Origin of the sequence: Limosilactobacillus avistercoris (assembly GCF_014836425.1) — a bacterium.
GTDB classification, from domain to species: domain Bacteria; phylum Bacillota; class Bacilli; order Lactobacillales; family Lactobacillaceae; genus Limosilactobacillus; species Limosilactobacillus agrestimuris.
Window position 1 is genome coordinate 1 of record NZ_JACSQW010000007.1, and the last position, 19,635, is coordinate 19,635.

The 19,635-nt window shown below is 38.9% G+C and carries 19 protein-coding genes and 1 pseudogene; 12 read left to right on the forward strand and 8 right to left on the reverse strand.

Translation table 11 applies throughout. The features are described 5' to 3' along the window. Positions 1-226 precede the first annotated feature (226 nt). The 6 genes from H9564_RS03655 (at position 227) to H9564_RS03680 (ending at position 6,157) form a co-directional block, all read left to right on the forward strand. Positions 227-1,240: a zinc-dependent alcohol dehydrogenase family protein gene (locus H9564_RS03655; RefSeq protein ID WP_191684171.1), complete on the forward strand. Its 1,014-nt coding sequence runs from the start codon at positions 227-229 to the stop codon at positions 1,238-1,240. A gap of 132 nt (positions 1,241-1,372) precedes the next feature. Continuing rightward, positions 1,373-1,891, forward strand: a complete 519-nt coding sequence (locus H9564_RS03660) for a TetR/AcrR family transcriptional regulator (protein ID WP_191684172.1) — start codon at positions 1,373-1,375, stop codon at positions 1,889-1,891. Beyond that, complete coding sequence (locus H9564_RS03665; protein ID WP_191684173.1) at positions 1,892-2,953, forward strand: ABC transporter permease; 1,062 nt, start codon at positions 1,892-1,894, stop codon at positions 2,951-2,953. Between the two features lie 9 nt (positions 2,954-2,962). Continuing rightward, entirely contained in the window at positions 2,963-3,649 is a 687-nt protein-coding gene (locus H9564_RS03670; protein WP_191684174.1) for an ABC transporter ATP-binding protein, read from the forward strand. Positions 3,650-3,768: 119 nt separating this feature from the next. Beyond that, positions 3,769-5,748, forward strand: coding sequence for an ABC transporter ATP-binding protein/permease (locus tag H9564_RS03675; RefSeq protein WP_191684175.1), 1,980 nt, complete (start codon positions 3,769-3,771; stop codon positions 5,746-5,748). Positions 5,749-5,920: 172 nt separating this feature from the next. Next, positions 5,921-6,157, forward strand: a complete 237-nt coding sequence (locus H9564_RS03680; RefSeq protein ID WP_191684176.1) for a hypothetical protein — start codon at positions 5,921-5,923, stop codon at positions 6,155-6,157. 60 nt (positions 6,158-6,217) lie between these two features. Here the strand turns inward: H9564_RS03680 and H9564_RS03685 are convergent, their stop codons facing one another. Next, positions 6,218-6,529 carry an ArsR/SmtB family transcription factor gene (locus H9564_RS03685; protein ID WP_191684177.1) on the reverse strand — a complete coding sequence of 104 codons (312 nt, stop codon included), beginning with the start codon at positions 6,527-6,529 and terminating at the stop codon, positions 6,218-6,220. A gap of 131 nt (positions 6,530-6,660) precedes the next feature. Then, positions 6,661-8,616, reverse strand: coding sequence for a LysM peptidoglycan-binding domain-containing protein (locus H9564_RS03690; RefSeq protein WP_191684178.1), 1,956 nt, complete (start codon positions 8,614-8,616; stop codon positions 6,661-6,663). A gap of 336 nt (positions 8,617-8,952) precedes the next feature. On the opposite strand from H9564_RS03690, the gene H9564_RS03695 reads away from it, so the two are divergent. Continuing rightward, the gene (locus tag H9564_RS03695; protein ID WP_191684179.1) at positions 8,953-9,888 is read left to right on the forward strand and encodes a LacI family DNA-binding transcriptional regulator; all 936 of its coding nucleotides are present in this window, start codon (positions 8,953-8,955) and stop codon (positions 9,886-9,888) included. 118 nt (positions 9,889-10,006) lie between these two features. Here the strand turns inward: H9564_RS03695 and H9564_RS03700 are convergent, their stop codons facing one another. After that, positions 10,007-10,207 carry an LBP_cg2779 family protein gene (locus H9564_RS03700; protein WP_191684180.1) on the reverse strand — a complete coding sequence of 67 codons (201 nt, stop codon included), beginning with the start codon at positions 10,205-10,207 and terminating at the stop codon, positions 10,007-10,009. 218 nt (positions 10,208-10,425) lie between these two features. Between H9564_RS03700 and H9564_RS03705 the strand changes: the two genes are divergently transcribed. From H9564_RS03705 to hisS, 3 genes and pseudogenes are all read left to right on the forward strand, one after another. Next, on the forward strand, positions 10,426-11,043 hold the full coding sequence (locus H9564_RS03705; RefSeq protein WP_191684181.1) for an LVIS_2131 family protein: 618 nt from the start codon (positions 10,426-10,428) through the stop codon (positions 11,041-11,043). 139 nt (positions 11,044-11,182) lie between these two features. Next, positions 11,183-12,296: pseudogene (locus H9564_RS03710) on the forward strand (MFS transporter). Between the two features lie 169 nt (positions 12,297-12,465). Next, a complete protein-coding gene (gene hisS, locus H9564_RS03715; protein ID WP_191684182.1) occupies positions 12,466-13,743 on the forward strand; it encodes a histidine--tRNA ligase in 1,278 nt (425 codons plus the stop codon). 68 nt (positions 13,744-13,811) lie between these two features. Here the strand turns inward: hisS and H9564_RS03720 are convergent, their stop codons facing one another. From H9564_RS03720 to H9564_RS03740, 5 genes are all read right to left on the reverse strand, one after another. Further along, on the reverse strand, positions 13,812-14,813 hold the full coding sequence (locus H9564_RS03720; protein WP_191684183.1) for a D-2-hydroxyacid dehydrogenase: 1,002 nt from the start codon (positions 14,811-14,813) through the stop codon (positions 13,812-13,814). A gap of 163 nt (positions 14,814-14,976) precedes the next feature. Next, positions 14,977-15,519 carry a hydrophobic protein gene (locus H9564_RS03725; RefSeq protein ID WP_191684184.1) on the reverse strand — a complete coding sequence of 181 codons (543 nt, stop codon included), beginning with the start codon at positions 15,517-15,519 and terminating at the stop codon, positions 14,977-14,979. A gap of 54 nt (positions 15,520-15,573) precedes the next feature. Then, entirely contained in the window at positions 15,574-16,899 is a 1,326-nt protein-coding gene (locus tag H9564_RS03730) for a dihydrolipoyl dehydrogenase family protein (RefSeq protein ID WP_191684185.1), read from the reverse strand. A gap of 120 nt (positions 16,900-17,019) precedes the next feature. Next, entirely contained in the window at positions 17,020-17,481 is a 462-nt protein-coding gene (locus H9564_RS03735; RefSeq protein WP_191684186.1) for a hypothetical protein, read from the reverse strand. Between the two features lie 105 nt (positions 17,482-17,586). Next, positions 17,587-18,228 (reverse strand): NAD(P)H-hydrate epimerase, encoded by a 642-nt coding sequence (locus tag H9564_RS03740; protein WP_191684187.1) that lies wholly within the window; start codon positions 18,226-18,228, stop codon positions 17,587-17,589. A gap of 139 nt (positions 18,229-18,367) precedes the next feature. Here H9564_RS03740 and H9564_RS03745 point away from each other — a divergent pair, with 139 nt between their 5' ends. Next, entirely contained in the window at positions 18,368-18,685 is a 318-nt protein-coding gene (locus tag H9564_RS03745; protein ID WP_191684246.1) for a DUF7671 family protein, read from the forward strand. Positions 18,686-19,105: 420 nt separating this feature from the next. Next, positions 19,106-19,582, forward strand: coding sequence for an XRE family transcriptional regulator (locus tag H9564_RS03750; RefSeq protein WP_404804676.1), 477 nt, complete (start codon positions 19,106-19,108; stop codon positions 19,580-19,582). Positions 19,583-19,635: the final 53 nt, after the last annotated feature.

A 19,635-nucleotide genomic window follows, 5' to 3' on the forward strand; every position in this document is an offset into this window, starting at 1 on the left:
TTAGCGACACCATTAAAGACCTTTATGGGTTTTTCTGTCCACTAAAATGTTCAACTTAAATTTTACAATCTGCCAAATAATTAATTCTTTCTAAAACAACAATAAAATGTGAGAGTTTTATAAAAGATATGGCAAATTTATGTTAACCGGTTGACAGCGAAATGATTATTCCCTTATAATCAAACGCATAAGATAAAAGAAGTATTTCACAAGCGAGGTATTAAAGATGAAAGCTCTTGTATTAACTGCTGTTAAGAACTTAGAAGTTAAAGATGTTGACATGCCTGAAATCAAGCCTGATGAAGTGTTAGTTCACACTGCTTATGCAGGTATCTGTGGTACTGACCATGCCCTTTACGCTGGGTTACCAGGTTCTGCAGATGCTGTTCCACCAATTGTTTTAGGACACGAAAACTCTGGTGTAGTTGCTAAGGTTGGTTCAGAAGTTACTAATGTAAAGGTTGGGGACCGTGTTTCTGTTGACCCTAACATTTACTGTGGTGAATGTAAGTACTGCCGGACTTCACGCCCAGAATTGTGTGAACACCTTGATGCAGTCGGTGTTACCCGTGATGGTGGGTTTGAAGATTACTTCACTGCTCCTGCTAAGGTTGTTTACCCAATTCCTGACAGTCTTTCATTGAAGGCTGCTGCTGTTACTGAACCACTTTCATGTGCTGTTCACGGTGTTGACTTGCTTACTCTTCACCCATACCAAAAGGCTTTGGTTATCGGTGATGGTTTCATGGGTCAATTATTCGTACAAACTCTCTTGGCACAAGGTGTTAAGGAAGTTACTTTGAGTGGTCTTTCCGAAGATAAGTTAAAGTTAAACCACGATAAGTTTGGTGCCAAGACTATCAACACTGCTAAGGGTGAAGAAATTCCTCGCGATACTTATGACATCGTTATCGAAGCTGTTGGTCGTCCACAAACTCAAGAACAGGCCGTTGAAGCAGCTGCTCGTGGTGGCCAAGTATTGATGTTCGGTGTAGGTAACCCAGATGACAAGTTCTCCATTAATAGTTACGAAGTCTTCCAAAAGCAATTAACTATTCAAGGGGCCTTCATTAATCCTTACTGCTTCGAAGACGCTATCGCATTAATGGGTTCAGGCAAGGTTGACGTATTACCATTGCTTTCACACGAATTTGATTTCAAGGACGTTAATGACTTTGTTAACGGCCGAATCAAGGGTGTGTCTAAGGCTGTTGTTAAAGTAGCCGGCGAAGAAGCTTAATTGGAATTTTATTTAGGGACTGGAAAATTAATCTAGTCTCTTTTTTTGTTCGTACTATTGACACGGTGTCACTTTAAATTATAAGATGAAACCAATTAAAATGACACGATGTCACTGAGGAGGAGTAAAACAATGCCAAGTACAACATATCAGCATTTACCAAAAGAGAAACAGCTAAAAATTGAGTCTGCTCTCTTAAAGGAATTTAGTAGTCATAGCCTTGCAGATGCTCAAGTGGCAAGAATTGTAAAGGATGCTGAAATTGCGCGGGGGGCATTTTATAAGTACTTTGAAAATATTCAGGCAGCATATATTTACCTCTATCAACAAGCGGTTCTTGAGATCCATGCCGGAATTGTTGGTGAGCAAAAACTATCAGCAGAGGACTATTATCAGCAGGTTTCATCATTTGTAAACGTTGTGAATGGGAGTGAGTATCACGAAATGATGAAGCTTCATTTTGAAATCAATGAACAACTTGTTGAAATTGCTGGTAACCGTAACTTGAGACCAAAGAGTGCTGGTGAATGGGCAATTATGGTTTTGAGTCATGAAACAATTCGTGAATGCTTAGAGAAGCCCAGTCGGTCTGTAAAGCTTTTGAAGCGTTACTATCAAGCAATTGTTCCATTAACTAAGGAGGGAAACTAAATGTTCTTAGCGATTAAGGAAATCATGCATGAAAAACTGCGCTATGGTTTGATTTTAGCGATGTTCATCTTAATCAGTTACTTGATAATGATTTTAATGGGGCTGATGCTGGGACTCGCTAATGAAAACACCGCAGCAATAAAGAGCTGGGATACTGAAACCGTGTTTTTGAATAAAAATAGTAACGATAATCTTAGCCAATCATTAATTAACCGCGAACAAATAAAAAAGTTTAATGATAACGATACAGCTTTAATTGGTGTGACCCCGGTAGTGATGAAAACAACTGATCACGGAAGAAATAAACAAAATGTCCAATTTGTTGGCCTGGACGAGAATCAGTATATCTATCAAAAGAAATTGAACCTAGTGAGTGGTCATCGTCCACAGAACAACAAGGAAGTAGTTGTCGATGAAAGTTTACAGGATCAGGGTTACCGTTTAGGCCAAAAGATCACGCTTAATTCTTCAAAAAATTATCAAATTGTTGGCTTCAGTCGTGGGGCTAAATTAAATATTTCTCCCGTAGTTTACGGTAGTTTAAGTGATTGGAGAGACTTAAAAGGAATTAACAACAGCGTAGTAGCTAGTGGGATTATTAGTAATCAAAAACTCTCAACAAGTGCCTTTCCACAACTCCAACGTTATTCAGTTCAAAAGTTTATTGAAAAATTACCAGGGTACACTGCTCAGAATACGACTTTTATCTTTATGATTGTCTTCTTGATGGTGATTTCATTGATTATCATTGCAGTCTTTCTGTATATTTTAACAATGCAAAAGATGAGTCATTTTGCAGTTCTCCGGGCTCAAGGAGTTCCAGCTAAGCACTTAGTTAAGGCAACGATGGCTCAGGCATTGATTCTGGTAGTGGCTGGTTATGTAGGAGGTGTTATCCTAACTGAACTTACATCGTTATTATTGCCGACCGCTGTGCCAATCTTAATGAATTGGCCACTAATTGGCTTGCTTGCAGTAGTGATGGTGATTTTAGGGATGGTTGGAGCGCTATTACCCGTAAGATTGATTTTGAAAATTGATCCTGCTAAAGCACTCGGTTAGGAGGTAGAAATGACAACAGCAATTAAATTAGAAAATGTAAATAAGTCCTTTGGTAAGGGAATCGGTAAGGTTCACGTATTAAAAGACGTTGACTTTGCAGCAAACCTTGGTGAGCTATGCTTGGTTTTAGGACCATCAGGATCAGGAAAAAGTACTTTTCTAACCATCGCTGGAGGGTTACAAACACCCGATAGTGGTAAGGTGATTGTTGATGGTCAGAATTTCCTGAGTCTATCGAATAAAGAGCGAGATCAGTTTCGATTAAATAAAATCGGCTTTGTCCTTCAATCGTATAACTTACTGCCATACCTGAATATTGCTGACCAATTTAAGTTAGTCCAACAGGTGAAGAAGGAGGGTAACTTAGAGCCAAAGGAATTTCATGAACTACTAGAAGAACTTGGAATTGAAAAATTATTAAAGCAATACCCGGCTGAATTATCTGGGGGTCAAAATCAACGGGTGGCGATTGCTCGAGCATTGTATACTGAACCACAAATTGTCTTAGCCGATGAACCAACTTCAGCTCTAGATAGTGACAGGGTTGAGCTGGTGGGCCGGCTATTGAAGAAGCTAGCGGTTAAGCAAAATAAAGCAGTGATTGTGGTAACCCATGATCTTCGCTTACGACAATTTGCCGATAAAATTTATCAATTAGAGGATGGAAAGCTGAAACAAGAGGAAACTAACCAATAATTTCCCGGGAAATGTTAATAAGATTTAATTTAGATCCCTTTTGGAGAATTATGAAAAAGCTTAAATCTTGGTATAATCATTTAATAATAAGCGTTTAGATAGAAAATGAGGAGGAAGTCATGGCCTTTTTAGAATTAAAGGACATTCATAAATCGTACTACCTAGATAAACAGGCATTTCCGGTTCTAAAGGGGATTAATCTTTCTTTTGAACGTGGCGAATTTGTCTCGATTCTTGGTGAATCTGGTGGTGGGAAATCAACTTTAATGAACATCATTGGTGGACTTGACCGTAATTTCACCGGGAAAGTAATTGTTGACGGGAAGATGATCGATCATAGCAAGAAAAAGCAACTAGATACTTATCGGCGGTCGACTGTTGGCTATATTTACCAATCGTATAACCTGATTTCACATTTAACAGTTCTTGATAATGTTTTAATTGCCCTTGATATGACAACTTTGGACAAGAATGCTCGCCGAAAGCGTGCACTAAAGTTACTTGAACGAGTTGGCTTAGCTGACCAAGTTAACAAGCATCCTAATCACTTATCTGGGGGACAAAAGCAGCGGGTGGCGATCGCTCGTGCGTTAGCCAGTGATCCACAATTAATCATTGCTGATGAACCAACAGGGGCACTCGATTCTGAAAACACTAAGGAAGTATTAAAACTGTTGGATGATATTGCTAAAGATGGAAAATTGGTGATTGCCGTTACCCACTCTCAAGAAGTGGCTGATCACGGGACACGGATTGTCCACCTTGCTGACGGTAAGATTGATGGTGATGAGCGACTTCGACCAGCTTACCCAACTCCTGATGACCCACAGCGACTTCAATCACGAGTCCTCCCGGCGCTAGCAAGTTACCGGACTGCATTTAAACACTTAATGTACAACTTTTGGCGGAATTCGCTAATCATGCTTGGTACTGCAATTGGGATTTTTGCGGTTCTTTTGTTTAGCGGGTTAGGAAATGGGGTAAATGGTTATATGCAAGACCAGATTAACTCATTAGCCAACCCGCGGAGCATGACAATTTTGAAGAATACAAGCGAGAAAAAGATGACACAGGACCAGCTACAAATGTCTGCTCAAAATATGATGGCTGATCCTCAATCAATGTTTATTAAACAGAGTGAGATTGACCGTGTGAAGAAGATTGCGGGGGTTTCATCAGTAGAAAAGGGGTATGTGCTACCAAGCTACCGATTATCGTATAAAAACCTACAACAGAGTGGGACTTCATTGGATAGCTGGACCGATTCGACTACTACTCGGGGAATCACCAAAGGACATAAACCAGGAAATGGTGAAATTGTTCTTACTAAACAACAAGCAATTCAATTAAGTAGTGCTAAAAATTATAAACAATTGATCGGCAAGACCGTCCAAATTAGTTTTAATTGGGTTGATAATGCGGGTAAACCGGTTCAAGCTCAAGGCAATGTTAAAGTATCTGGGATCTCAAATGGTACTAGTGTTCGAACATCGCTTAATTCTGCAACCTTAGTTAAGATGATCCGGAGTGCTAACGGTAGTGTTCAACCAAACTTCCTTTCAGTAAATGTTAAGGATCTTGACCAGGTACAAACCGTTGCTGACAAGATTAATAACTTACGTAATAGTCAGAATAAACGGATCCTTGGTGCAATGACGGTCGGATCGATTTTGAAGACTGTTAACACCTATGTTAAGTTGGCATCAACTCTCTTGGCCGCAATTGCCGGAATTTCTTTATTAGTTTCAGCATTGATGATCATTGTAACGATGTACATGTCAGTTTCAGAACGAACGAAGGAAATTGGAATCTTGCGGGCACTTGGAGAACGAAAGAAGGATATTCGGCGGTTGTTTACTTCTGAATCAATGTTTATTGGGTTCTTCTCGGCAATTCTCGCCTTAATAATCGTCTTCTTTGCAACATTAGCGATTAATCATGGGCTTTACCACTTAATTAAGTACAACATTATTCAGATTACTTTCGGTAACATTGTCTTTGCCTTTGTAGTAGCATTAATTATCTCGTTCTTAGCTGCATTATTGCCAGCACGGCGCGCAGCAAACTTGAACCCGATTGATGCACTTGCTGCCGATTAAAATAGAATAAATTTAGCAACCAGCGATTTAGGGGGAACAAACCTGATCATTGGTTGCTTTTTTATACTTAATATACTATTTTTGCTAAAATGACTATTTTATAACATTTAATCAAAAAATATTTTTAGGCTACCCCAAATTGGCGTTATAATAGTAAGTGGAGGTGTTATGGATGACGACAGTTTATGTTCGCGATAAAGATAAAGCAACTCAAGAATTTAATTGTTCTGATGGTTCCACTGGGGTATTAAAAGTGGAAGATATGAAAACAGCACCAACATACTATTTTAAGTTTTACGCACACAGTCATCCAGGTTTTCGGTTGGCTGATAACGAATTTCATGATGGGGAAGAATTGACAATTCGGGATATTCTCGATAATGAGCAAGTAGCCCTAAAATTTGTTTGATTTTAGTAATAAAAAATGCGGCTAGACGTCTAAAAGGTTGTCTTGCCGCATTTAATTGTATTATCGATGAATTATTTGTTCCGCGTGTGAAAGAACGTCTGCAATTAATGTCATTACTTGTGGGTCTTCAAGACGGTAAATAATCGCCTTACCATCTCGTTTTTGCCCAACAAGATTGAACTTGCGAAGCAGTTGTAATTGATGGGATACTCCTGATTGTTCCCAGTTCATTCGTTGACTGATCTCTGTAACACTCATTGAATCTTGAATTAAGAGATATAGTAATTGAAGTCGTTTAGGATTACCAAGTAACTTGAATAACTGGCTAATCTCCTCAATATCAGAAAAGGCTCTCCCCGTTTGACTAACCATGTAATCACCCTTCTCACTATCTAAACAGTCCAAAACATATCAATAATATAATACTATTATATTACAAAAAGCGCTTAAATATGATTACTTTATCATACTTAAGCGCTTTGCCTTAATGATTTAGTTATTAATTAAAGAACAATGTGTTGCCCAACAATAATTTGGTTAGGGTTAGAAATATTATTTATCCGTGCTAATGTTTGGTAACTCATCCCGTAACGAGCAGCGATTGCTGAAAGAGTGTCACCAGCTTTAACGGTGTAAGAACCGTTATTGCTTGATGAAGTTGCCGCATAACGAGTGCTGGTATTAGCTTTAGTACCTAAGTTAAGAGTTTGACCAACATAAATACGGTTAGGATTGGAAATATTATTCAACCGTGCCAATGTTTCATAGCTCATTCCATAGTGAGCAGCGATTGCTGAAAGTGAATCACCAGCCTTAACGGTGTAAGAGCCGTTAGCGGAAGAAGTGGTAGTAACATGATGTTGTTCGACAACATTTGATGAAGTGGTTCCAGCACCTAACTTTAGTACTTGACCAACATAAATGTGGTTAGGGTTAGAAATGTTATTCAACCGTGCTAATGTTTCGTAACTAGTCCCATAGTGAGTAGCAATTGCTGAAAGTGAGTCACCGGCTTTAACGGTGTAGCTTCCAGTTGGGGTATTATTAGTTACTTGGTGATCAGGAGTTGAAGTGGTAGAGTTTGCACTTAACTTCAATACTTGACCGACATAGATCCGGTTAGGGTTAGAAATATTATTCAAGCTTGCTAAGGATTCGTAATTTGTTCCGAACTTATTAGCAATTCCGGAAAGAGTGTCGCCGGGTTGAACAGTATAGGTTCCCTTAGCATTAGTAGTTGAATTAGTGTTATTGTTGTTGCTTGAAGCATTATTACTAGTTTGTGAACTTGCTTGTTGCCGGACGAGGAGGTGTTGACCAACATAGATCCGGTTAGGGTTACTAATATCATTTAATGAAGCTAAATGGTTAACGGTAGTGCTAAAATGGTTGGCAATTCCAGAAAGGGTATCACCAGATTGAACAGTGTAGTAACCAGTGGTACTTACAGTTGAGCTACCACTGTTGTAGTTGTTGTTATCTCCATTATTATTCTTGTTAGTGACAACTTTTCCGGAAAGGGCAACTGAATCTAATTGGGTTAAGTTGTAAGTCCGGACCAGGTTAATTAGTGAGTTTGCATAATTAGGATCGGTAGCGTAGCCATCTTGGTGAAGTTTATTAGCCACTGAAACATAATTGGTATCACCAAGGAGGTTCCGATAACGACTATTAACGTTTAAGAAGCGACCATGATCAGTTACAGATTCAGAATTATTAGTATAAGCTCGGAAATTTGAGTTAACATATACAGAACGCCCGCCTATTACTTCACGGGTGCGCATAACTACAGAATGACCATTGTAAGAACCCTTAATTCCGAATAGGTTATGAGCGCTGGTAGATAAACTTGAACGTCCCCAGCCACTTTCAAGAATTGCTTGGGCAACAGTAATGGATGGAAGAACGTGGTATTGGTTCCAGCCGTCGATTGCTCCTTGAGCAACACTTTCAATAAATTGTTGTGAATGAGCATCGTTACTAAAGTGAAGAGAATTTAAATCAACTGAAGAAGCTGGTGCTTGAGCTGCATAAGCGGCAGTGGTGGTTGCTGAAGCAGTATTTGACTGTGGGGCAACAGAAGAGTTAGCAGCACTAGCTGAAACTGAACTAGCAGATGATGCACTAACAGCTGAAGTAGCAGCACTAGCCTCACTAACAGCAGCACTGGTTACCTTAACATTTGATGCGGCTACAGTAGCTGAAGCAGTAACTTCACTACTGTCACTGGTAGCACTCTGACTAGCAGCAGAATCAGCTGAGCTGTTGTTGGCACTATTACTGTTGGAATTAGTGGTTACTTCAGTGGCATTACTATTTGGTTGAGTTTCATCGGCATGAGCTACAGCCCCCGTTGCGGTTAGCAAGGTAACGGCAGTTAAACCCGCAAACATCCACTTTCGACCGCTTTTATACATCTTGTAATGCGTTGTCGAATTTGATAGTTCTGAACGATTCATTATCTTGACTCCCTTTAGATGAATTTCTTGAAAATTTATTAACTAATCGAACAATAATTAAAAGATAACAAAAAAATAAAATTGTTAAGAAGTTATTAAGATTTCAAACTAAGTTAAAAATAGCATTATTAGCTTAAAAGAGCAAGTGATTTTAATATTTATTATAACTAAATTAATATTTGGCTATTCTTATCAATTGAAAGGTAAACCTCTAATACGATAGCTAACAATTAACATTATAGTATTATTCGTCTGATTAAAGTAATTTTATTTTAACTATTACCTTTGATATTAGGATATAATGAAGGACAGTTCGAGAAAGATTGGGGAAGAAGTATGGTAGCTAAATTACAAGACGTGGCCAAATTAGCAGGCGTTTCCGTAACAACGGTATCACGAGTAATTAATAATTATAGTTCTTTAAGTGATAAAACAATCAAAAAGGTTCATCAAGCAATGCGCCAATTAAATTACCAACCCAATGCGCTTGCCCGTGCAATGCAAGGAAAACCTTCAAATTTTATTGGCTTAATCTTTCCAAACCTTACTAACCCATTTTTTGCTGAATTAGTAAATGAACTGGAACATCAATTGTTCTTGCAAGGTTATAAGACGATCATTGCGTCATCTGCTGAAAATCGTGAGATCGAGCATGAGTACTTAAATATGCTTTTTGCCAATCAAGTAGATGGAATTATCTCTGGTTCCCATAACCTGGGGATTGAAGAGTACCAGCAATTAACTGCGCCAATCGTTTCGTTTGACCGTTATCTTTCGGATAATATTCCAATTGTTGCTGCCGATAGTTATCGTGGTGGTCAGTTAGCTGCCCAATTTATGGTGAACCACAAAGTAAGACGGTTGGTTGCAATTGTTGACGAAGATACTTCAGTTTCACCAACATTAAACCGTCTTCAGGGAGTGGTTGACTACCTAAATGATCAGGGACAAGATTTTACAACTTTAGCTAAAGAAGAAATTGCGAAAACTAACTTTGCCGACCAGTTTTCGGGTGTGATTGCGTCAAATGATGTCCAAGCATTAAAAATTATTTCCCAGTATCGGCAAAAGGGCTATCGACTTAATCAGGACTTCTTTGTTACTGGTTACGATGGTTCCCAACTTATTCGCCAAATTGCACCGCAGTTACCAACAGTTGTTCAGCCAATCCATGCCCTTGCTGAGAATCTTATTTCAACCTTACTTAAACGAATTGCTAGTCCTACAAGTAAGGTTGATTCAGTAACATTACCGGTAAAATTTGAAGAATAAGCTTGTTTTATATAAAACAAAATGGATTTAGGTGAAATTTTTGAGTTTCACTTAAATCCATTTTTCGTTTGAGATCGTATATTACAGTCTCCTTTATATCTAACGATTAATTTTGAAATTAATCGTTACTACTATTATTACTTTGCATGAACCGTTCAATTAGTTCTGCTTCTTCTTCTGTTGCGTCACTGTTACCAGATTTGATATCGTGAATTCGTTCAACTGATAAGTGGCTACCAAAGGCAACTTGGTTATCATTCATATCTTGTTCACGTTCAAATTTGATCAATTCTTGGGCAATTTCGTTCAAATTATCCATGAAATAAATTTCCCCCTTACTGCAATTAGCATGGCTAATACAAGATTAACTATTCCTATTGTAGAACATTCTTTGTTTCGATGCCAAAGTTAAGTTTATCATAGTTTTAAAAATTGAAATCGAATAAATATTTAAGTTTTGGTGTTGTGGGCGGACAAGGACGTCATTTTGTGTGATAATCAATATAAATCTATTGAGAAGAATGGAGAATTAGAATTATGAGTTGGAACTGGCTAGGCTGGTTAATGTGGATTCTTGGAATTGTATTTTTAGGCTTTGTAATTCACTATATTCGGGTAAAACAATTAATGTTGATTGCCAAAACTAAAAAGAGGTTTAACGGTAAATTATTTATTCAGTATGTAGTGATGAGTTTAGTAGCAATTTTTTGGTTAGGTGGGTTGCTTTACCTTCATTTTCAACCAGTTGATTATAATGATCACCAGCAGATACGATTATCAACAAAGTATCAGCCACTACAATTGCATGACCAGGGAAACGATTACTACTACGTTCTTGCCAAGCGAAGTGTTGCAGGAAAAAAGACAATTGTTTCCTATACTTATTGGACTAATGATTCTAAATACATGGTTAGTTCTCATTTTAGTTCGATTAGTGATGGTGAACGACTTATCCCAGTTGAAGCGACAAATTTACCATGGAATAAGAAAAAGCTCCAAAAGATTGATAGTGAATCTGGACATGCATTTGCCGCTGTAATGACCGGACATTACCGGAACACGCCACTAAATGGTCTTAGTCTTCGTGCAAATCATGTCGCTTCTAGTTACACCCTTCTTCGGGTACCACAAGAAAACATGGTTGCTGAGCACTAGCTATTGTAAACACTAAATATGAGACTGGGAGAAACTAACCTGGTCTCTTTCTTTTTGTTAAGTAGTTCAAAGGTTGAGGAGTTAGAAAAGGAACGAATGAAAAAAAACGGTTAAGCTAAAATGGGTTGCCCTAGCGAGTCTGTTGAATAATACAGGGGCCGCCTTTATTTGGCCACTAACGACGATGTATGTTAATAAATACTTGGGGCAAACACTAACGACAGCTGGAATAGTAATGCTATTGATTTCTGTTGCAATGATGTTTGGAAATTATATAGGGGGTTGGTTATTTGATCATTGGAGTTCATACCGAACAGCCTCGTTGGGAGTAATTTGTTCGACAATTCCAATTGTTCTTTTAATCTTCATTCATGGTTGGCCCTGGTATGCGTTGCTAATGATAATTAACAGCTTTGGTGACGGGATTAATATGACAATCGTTAATTCCTACGGGACAGCTGTTGCCGATCATCCGGCACGGTTCGTTTTTAACTATGTCTACATGGCATTTAATGTTGGTGTAGTTTTAGGGACACTCCTTGTTGGGATTCTCTTACCAATTAGCGTTGTCCTTGTCTTTAGTGTTGCCGCTGCTTTCTATGTCGGGTTAACTTTGATGGTTCTGTTCACCTTTAATATTGAAGTGCGGAGTACAGAACAACAGCAAACTAAGGCATCCCCTAAGGTTAAGGGACGACCAAAGTTCATTACTCTAGTAGTTTTGATCCTGGTTAACGTGATGACGATTCACATTAGTTATTCATTGTGGGAGAGTGTCATGGCGGTTCACATGACTAATATGGGGATTCCATTTTATGCCTACAGCCTGTTATGGACCTTAAATGGGATTATCATTATTATCGGTCAGCCGTTAGTTAATAAGTTAAGTCCATATGCGCCTTTCGACGCAGATTGTGATGGGAATATTGATCTTTGCTAGCTCGTTTTTCTTCCTAATTTTTGCTAAAAACTTGCCAGAATTTGTAGTTGATTTTGTGATCCTAACGGTTGGTGAAACACTAAGTTTTGCCGGACTTCCTGCCTGGATTACTCAATTAACGGGAACCGAGAATGCTGGTCACTATCAAGGGCTTTACAATATTGTCATTTCCGTTGGGCGAGCAATTGGGCCATTATATGGGGGATATGTAATTGAACATGGCAATTACTAGGAACTATTTTTCTCTGTTTTTGGACTGATGATGGCCACCTTATTGTTTGTTGGAGTTAAATTATTCCATATTCATCACTAGCAAGCCCGTTGAAAGGTACCAAAAGTCCGCTAGCTATGGTAAAATCACACATGGATAATCAGTAATAATTAAGTTTAACGATTAATTATAGAGAGACGATTTAATTTACTAGTCGCCCTCTAAGGCGGTATGTCTTAGGAGGGCGCTTTATTTTGAAGGGAGTACCAGTATGGAATACCAAAAACCAAAAGGAACTGCAGACTTACTACCAGGAACAACTAATCTCTGGGAAAAGGTTGAAGGAGTTGCCCGTGAAGTCTTCGATCAATTTGGCTATCGCGGTATCCGGACACCAATGTTTGAAGACTATAATGTTTTTTCACGAAATGTTGGTGATACTTCAGATATCGTTGAAAAGGAAATGTATGACTTCCATGACAAGGGTGATCGCCATATTGCCCTGCGCCCAGAAGGAACTGCCGGGGTAGTTCGGGCATACGTTGAAAATAAGCTCTACGGTCCAGAATACCCGAAGCCATACAAGGTTTATTACATGGGGCCAATGTTCCGTTATGAACGGCCACAATCTGGTCGGCAACGTGAATTCCACCAAATTGGGGTTGAGGCGTTAAATAATGAATCACCACAAATTGATGTTGAAGTTATTGCAATGGCAATGCAACTTTTTAAGCGCTTTGGTGTTCCAAATGTTAAGTTAACAATTAATACTTTAGGTGATAAGAAGGTTCGCGAAGATTACCGAAATGCGTTGATTAACTTCCTAAAGCCACACTATGATGAATTAAGTTCTGATTCCCAAGAACGAATGTACCGGAACCCACTTCGGGTATTGGACAGTAAGGATGTTGGTGACCAAAAGATTGTTGCCCAAGCGCCATCTATTCTTGATTATTTAGATGATGAATCACAACAATATTTCGACCAAGTTCAGGCCCTTTTAAAGGAATTAGGAATTGAATACGAGATTGACACTAACATGGTTCGGGGATTGGATTACTACAACCACACAATCTTTGAAATTATGTCAGATTCTCCAGTATTCGGTGGTGGCTACACCACTGTTTGTGCCGGTGGTCGCTACAATGGCTTAATTAGCCAGCTTGGTGGCCCTGAAGAAGGGGGGATTGGATTTGGAATGGGTGTTGAACGGTTGATGCTCCTCCTTCAACAAGAGAACCCAGAATTTGCCCCTCAAGATGAACTTGATGTGTTCTTTGCAAGTGCAAACGCTGATGGGGATGACTTAGCCTTTAAGATTTTGAACCAAATCCGTGATAAGGGCGTTGTTGCTGATAAGGATTACAGTGGAGTTAAGGTTGGAAAGCAAATTAAGGAGGCTTTCCGGCGTAATGCTAAGTACTTTGCTGTCTTTGGTGAGCGTGAAGTTGAGGAAGGACAATTCCAATTAAAGAATGCTGCCACTAAGGATACCGTTGATGTTAAAATTGCCGACTTTGTTGCTGAACCAACGAAGTACTTGCGCTAAAAAGAATAGGGTGGGAAAACAGCTTGTTTTCCCACCCTTATTTTGTTTAAATTGTTAGTTTTAGAAAATTATTTTACCTCAACCGGTGTTTCTGGAGTTTGGCCTTCTACTAGTGCGAGGTTATTATCAAATGCCTTTACTACCATGTTGCGGACCGCATGGGTAGTGTAGAAGGCAGTGTGTGGAGTTACCAAAACATTAGGCCGGTTGATTAAATCTTTTAAGACCTTGTCAGGAAATTCCTTTCCAGTCCAATCTTCGTTAAAGATCCCGACTTCGTTTTCGTAAGTATCCATTACAAAGCCGAATAACTTGCCACTATCAAGTGCGCGAACAACGGCAGCGGTATCCACTAATGGTCCTCGAGAAACATTAACAAGAACTGCGTCGTCCTTCATCTCAGCAATGGTTTCATCATTAATCATATGGTAATTACTATCCATTGCGGGAACGTGGAGAGAAACTACGTCGGCCTGCTTATACAAGTCGTCTAATGAGTCAACATAGTATCCCTTCTTGTCCAATTCAGGGTTCTTGTAAACGTCGTAGGCAATTACTTTAGCACCGAAACCTTCCATAATTTGCATGTAAACGCGACCAATATGGCCGGTTCCAATGATCCCAACAGTTTGATCACGAACTTCACGACCAATTGTTGGTGCCCAGCGAAGGTCGCCATGAGCAATTTTAGCATCAAGCCGTTTTGTTTGTCGTAAAATTCGGGCTGTCTGAATTGCGGCATGTTCTGCAATTGCGTTTGGTGAGTAGACAGGAACATTGGTGATCTCAAAGCCTAATTCCTTGGCCTTATCCATATCAATGTTATCAACCCCAACGTTACGCAATGACATCTTGGTAATTCCCAGGTCAGCTAAAGCTTGGAGTGTTTCAGGAGTGTAATCTAACTGTTGGTAGACAACTACACCGTCAGCTCCCTTTGCTAACTTTGCTGTTTCGGGGGTTAATAATTTGTCCGTATAGTCTACCTCAACTGCAGGATGAGCAGCTGCCCATTCTTTTAAGTATGGTTCTTCGTCTTTACGGATACTAAAAGCAAAAATCTTACTCATAATGGTTCCCTCCATAATTAACAGTTCAACTGCAATGGTTAATTGGTTTATATTATTTTAAAAACCTTGCAATAATTATCTGGGATATCCTGAGTAAAATCAAGCGTATTGCACGATGGTTCATGGATTTAAACTAAAAATAAGAAATGAGTTTACACTACGGTTACTTAATTTTTTGTCGAATGGCTTCTTTAATCTTTGGATAGCGAATCATTAGGCAACATCCGTAAGAAAAACTTGTTGCAAAGTTTAAGATCCATACAGACCAAGTGCCGTGTCCTCCCAAAAAAGCTATTACGGAGAGGCCTTTTAAAATTTCAGCCAATAGTTCGCGAGATATTTCTTCAGCATTAAAATGTGAACCATAAAATATTTCAATACTTATTGCAATCAAAAATGATCCAATCCAGCCAACAAGGTAAGGTAAATTTCTTTTAACTTCTAATATTGGTCTGTTATAGGAGTCGAATTTACCAGTATCTTTAATTTGTGTTTTGCTAGCTTGGAGAAATTCAATGGCAGTCCCAATAAGTAATAGGATTATCGCAATACCGATTGCTGTTATGGATGGCATGTCGTTGAGATTAAGTAATACCATAATTATGGAATAGACGGGAATAATTACCAATTCAAATTGAGTTACTTTCTCATACTCGAAAGTTCCTTTGATGAATTTGTAAATTAGGAGAATTATAAAAATGATCATCAATAATAATGTCCTATAAAAAATACTTTACATTAAACTAAATAACTCAACACTTTATGGTAATAATCCGCCAACTTTATCGGCAAGAGTGGGGTAAATTGCCATTACTTTTTGTCGATACTCAGCGCCAGTAATATTCAAACCAATAATTGGTAAGAAGTTATTAATATCGTCAGCAGCGTAATCACCAATTTCGCTTGCACCCACTAGTTGTTGCCCTTTAAAGACTAGTGTTAGGGTACTGATTTTGTCATTTTGGCCAGCGTAAAGGCTACTGTATTTAAGTGGGATTATCTTTACCTTATATTGTGGGTTACTTTCAACTTCATTAGGGTTAACTCCGGCGCGGGCGACTTCAGGAAAAGTAAATGCCGCTTGACCAATGGTCGGGTAAGCAATTTCTTGGTTTGTTTTGCCAGTTAGGTAATCAAAAAGATATTGCCCTTCAAATTCAGCGACAGGAGTTAACTTTGGTTGTGTTCGGCTGACAACATCCCCAATTGCGTAAACTCCTTCAACTGACGTCATCAGGTGGCCATCAACCTTAATCCCGTGCCGATCATATTTAATACTAGTCTTTTCCAATGCTAGCTTTTCTATGTTTGGATGGCGACCAGTTGCGTCGAGGACATAATCAGTTTTTATTTCACCGTGGTCAGTTGTAATTGATAATCCTTTTTCGCGTTGGCTTATTTTTTGTGTATCGGTATTAAAGCTGAATTTGATTCCCCGTTCTTCCATTGCTTCAACAAGAGCCTGATCTTCCGCCTTGGTAAATTCACGAAGGACACGATCGGAGTGAACAATTATTGTAACTTTAGCTCCAGCTGCTGCCACTAGTGTTGCTAACTCTAAACCAACGAATCCAGCACCAATTACCGTAATTCGTTTAGGAAGTTCTTTTAGTGAAAGGAGATCATAATTAGTGTGTAAGTATTCTTTACCGGGGATGTCTAAAATGTTAGGCGTTTGGCCAGTTGCGATAATGATATGGTCTGCTTGATATTGGTGACCATTGACGCTAACCGTTTTATTATCAATGAAACTGGCATAGCCGTCTTCTATATCATGACTTTTCTTAATGATATTCCGAGTTTCAGCTGGCCATGGATCGAAGCGGTTAAGTTTAGTTTTCATTAATGATTTCCATTCGAGCTTTGCTGGTTGACTAATTCCATGACCAAGGAGCTGTTGTGATTGAAGAATTGGACGGACGGCACCTTTAAGGAAGATCTTTGGTTCACAACCATAATTAGGACAGGTTCCTCCGTATTCAAAACCTTCGATAACAAGAACCTTATGTTTCGTCTTTGCCAGTAGATTTGACATCTTGTATGCAGCTGGACCAGAACCAATTAAAATCTCATCATACTTCTTCATATCTATCCCTCCAAAATTCTTGTGTTGTTAGGTTAAGTGTAGTCTAAATCATGGATAGGGTAAAATAAAATTCTAGACAAAAATCCCCAGAGCCAATACAAAGCTCTGGGGAAATTTAGTTTATTTACAATTACAAATGGCATTTAAGCCAGTGTAGTTAACATCACGATTCTTGTAGTCTTCGAGAAGAATATTAATAATCCGGTCAAGATCACGTTGTTCATTCTCACTCAAAGAACGATAAGCTGCTTCAGTAATCTTTTCACGACGAGTGAGGAGCTTATGGGCAACTTCGATTCCTTCATCGGTTAAGCGAATCCGATGTTTATCATTATCGGTTGTAGTTGTTGTGAGATTATTATTAACTAGAGCACTTGTGGCATCATCCAATTCACTAGTAAGGCCATCCTTATGATCACGAAGGATCCGAAGAAGATGGTGGAAATTGTGCCGATCTGGGTATCCAGGTAAGCAGTATTCACCATGGCGTTCTTCATCGATGTGAACTTGGCACTTTAACATTTCTTGGTACTTTTCAAATTCCTTAATATCGAGAAATAATTTAGTTGTTAATTCTGACATTTCATTACCTCCAATTCGGGCTGTAGCGTCATACCTTTCATTAATATAATAATATTAATAATAGAAAAATGTTACTATAACGACTTGGAGAGGGAAAATAAATGATTAGTCCTTTACTGGGTAAGTTCCCATATCGCTAGCGACTACGACCCGGCCAGCATAATCCTTACCATTACCTTTAGTTAAACCGATCTTATTCAAGGCAAAAGTAACGGTTGCAGTTGCTTTAACAGCGACACCCATTATTTCACCGGTATCGGTATTAATCCCTGATGGCATATCAACAGCGACAACTACGGCATTCCGATCATTGATAGCACGGATTACATCAGCATAACTTCCTTCAACTGGCCGGTCAATTCCAATTCCGAAGATGGCATCGACAATTAGCGATGCATCGTTGAGAACATCAAGATCTGTAGTTTGGAGAATCTTGTAGTATTGGCAGATGTGGTCCTGAACTTTGTGCTCTTCTGAGGCGTGGTCAGGATTGCTGACATTAAGAATAGTGACTTTTACACCGGCAATATGGAGGAGGCGGGCAATGTCGAGTCCATCGCCACCATTATTTCCACTTCCAGCGACAACGACAACATTTTGCAGGTTGAGTGGGAATGCGTTTAAAATCTCATCCCGAACTGCTAAGGCTGCCCGTTCCATCAATACTAATGATGGGATCCCGATTGTGTTAATTGTGTATGAATCATAGTGCCGCATTTGTTCAGCGGTAATCGCATCTTCTGCCATAATAGTAACCTCCTGAATGTATAATCTACCTTTAGCTTAGCACTTTTTTGGTAAGAGTAGTTGAAGGATAAGTAGAGTAGAATCTCTAGGGGAAGACGGGTAAAATATGGGTAGTTCAAAAGTTCGGGGGAAGATAACGGTGAGTAAAAAGGGAAAATACGAAGTACAGCGGTTTACGTGTATTCCAGTTGAAACTGATGATAACGGGAAATACCAATTAAAGGTCGATCAGCAAGGTAACGCTAAGATCCATATTTGGCGAACCGGGAAGCACACCAAGGGGAAGTACCAACGACCGGGCCAATTAATGTTGACGGAAAATAACTTGATGGCGGTTATCATTGCGGCTGAACCAATGGCATTTAAGGATCGCCACAGTGAAACGCCACTCCAGCGTTTTTTGACAACCTTTGTGGATGATGCTGTTTTGAAGCAAGGGTTAGCTTTGATGAAATAAGAAAAATTGGGTAGCAAAAAAATCTAAAAATCTATTGCTAGTTAATTAGATCATATGCTATAATAAGTCTATTCATGTAGGTGTCCTTAATTTGGACACAAAAGAGGTACCCATCCCATAACCTAGTCGGGGTACCTCTTTTTAGTTTAAAATTTATTAATGGGTTATTGCATTATAGGAGTTAAATCGTTGTCATGACGCTAATGCAAACAATCTTTGCTTGTCAGTAATTACCTTGGCCTAATATACTTACTTCAGCTTATTTGAAGAAGGAGAAAATGAATTATGAACTTTGGTACACAGCTACGGGAACGACGAGAAAAACTCGGCTTAACCTAAACTGACATTGCTAATAGGTTATTCGTAACACGACAGACAATCTCGAACTGGGAGCAGGGTAAAAGCTACCCTGACCTTAATATGTTAGTAAAGATTAGTGATGAGTATAAGATTTCGGTTGATTTGTTACTAAAGAATGATGGTCAACTGAAAGGGTATTTAGAGCAAGGGAAGGCTTATAATGCATTCAACATTTTTCAAGGATTATTTACCATACTGTATGGGTTATTCTTCCTGATAACAGGAGAACTAAACTATGATTCCTCCGTAACCCAATTTTGTCTGTGGGGAATTATTATTATCTTCTTAATTTCTTTTATTTATGGAGAATACACGAAACCGTTTTTCCTCGGAGTAAACCAGAAAACATATTGGCTAAAACGGTCGAAAGTCAGACAAGAACGATCGTTACTTGGTAAATCGTGCAATGTGTTGTTATTTGCTATTATGTTTCTCATGGTAGTGATGAAGAGTATTGCCGATTACTTATTGATGATGGAATTGACGATTGCTGGGCTGATGTATATTTTCCAGAAATACATGTGGGAACAAACTTAGAGCGTTTTTGCATTCAAAAAAAGCTACTAACTTATCCATAATGGAGGTTAGTA

Excerpts from the sequence above, each read along its gene's own strand:
- H9564_RS03655 (WP_191684171.1), top strand. The coding sequence starts at position 227 with ATGAAAGCTCTTGTATTAACTGCTGTTAAGAACTTAGAAGTTAAAGAT.
- H9564_RS03660 (WP_191684172.1), top strand. The coding sequence starts at position 1,373 with ATGCCAAGTACAACATATCAGCATTTACCAAAAGAGAAACAGCTAAAA.
- H9564_RS03665 (WP_191684173.1), top strand. The coding sequence starts at position 1,892 with ATGTTCTTAGCGATTAAGGAAATCATGCATGAAAAACTGCGCTATGGT.
- H9564_RS03670 (WP_191684174.1), top strand. The coding sequence starts at position 2,963 with ATGACAACAGCAATTAAATTAGAAAATGTAAATAAGTCCTTTGGTAAG.
- H9564_RS03675 (WP_191684175.1), top strand. The coding sequence starts at position 3,769 with ATGGCCTTTTTAGAATTAAAGGACATTCATAAATCGTACTACCTAGAT.
- H9564_RS03680 (WP_191684176.1), top strand. The coding sequence starts at position 5,921 with ATGACGACAGTTTATGTTCGCGATAAAGATAAAGCAACTCAAGAATTT.
- H9564_RS03685 (WP_191684177.1), bottom strand. The coding sequence starts at position 6,529 with ATGGTTAGTCAAACGGGGAGAGCCTTTTCTGATATTGAGGAGATTAGC.
- H9564_RS03690 (WP_191684178.1), bottom strand. The coding sequence starts at position 8,616 with ATGAATCGTTCAGAACTATCAAATTCGACAACGCATTACAAGATGTAT.
- H9564_RS03695 (WP_191684179.1), top strand. The coding sequence starts at position 8,953 with ATGGTAGCTAAATTACAAGACGTGGCCAAATTAGCAGGCGTTTCCGTA.
- H9564_RS03700 (WP_191684180.1), bottom strand. The coding sequence starts at position 10,207 with ATGGATAATTTGAACGAAATTGCCCAAGAATTGATCAAATTTGAACGT.
- H9564_RS03705 (WP_191684181.1), top strand. The coding sequence starts at position 10,426 with ATGAGTTGGAACTGGCTAGGCTGGTTAATGTGGATTCTTGGAATTGTA.
- hisS (WP_191684182.1), top strand. The coding sequence starts at position 12,466 with ATGGAATACCAAAAACCAAAAGGAACTGCAGACTTACTACCAGGAACA.
- H9564_RS03720 (WP_191684183.1), bottom strand. The coding sequence starts at position 14,813 with ATGAGTAAGATTTTTGCTTTTAGTATCCGTAAAGACGAAGAACCATAC.
- H9564_RS03725 (WP_191684184.1), bottom strand. The coding sequence starts at position 15,519 with ATGATCATTTTTATAATTCTCCTAATTTACAAATTCATCAAAGGAACT.
- H9564_RS03730 (WP_191684185.1), bottom strand. The coding sequence starts at position 16,899 with ATGAAGAAGTATGATGAGATTTTAATTGGTTCTGGTCCAGCTGCATAC.
- H9564_RS03735 (WP_191684186.1), bottom strand. The coding sequence starts at position 17,481 with ATGTCAGAATTAACAACTAAATTATTTCTCGATATTAAGGAATTTGAA.
- H9564_RS03740 (WP_191684187.1), bottom strand. The coding sequence starts at position 18,228 with ATGGCAGAAGATGCGATTACCGCTGAACAAATGCGGCACTATGATTCA.
- H9564_RS03750 (WP_404804676.1), top strand. The coding sequence starts at position 19,106 with ATGTTAGTAAAGATTAGTGATGAGTATAAGATTTCGGTTGATTTGTTA.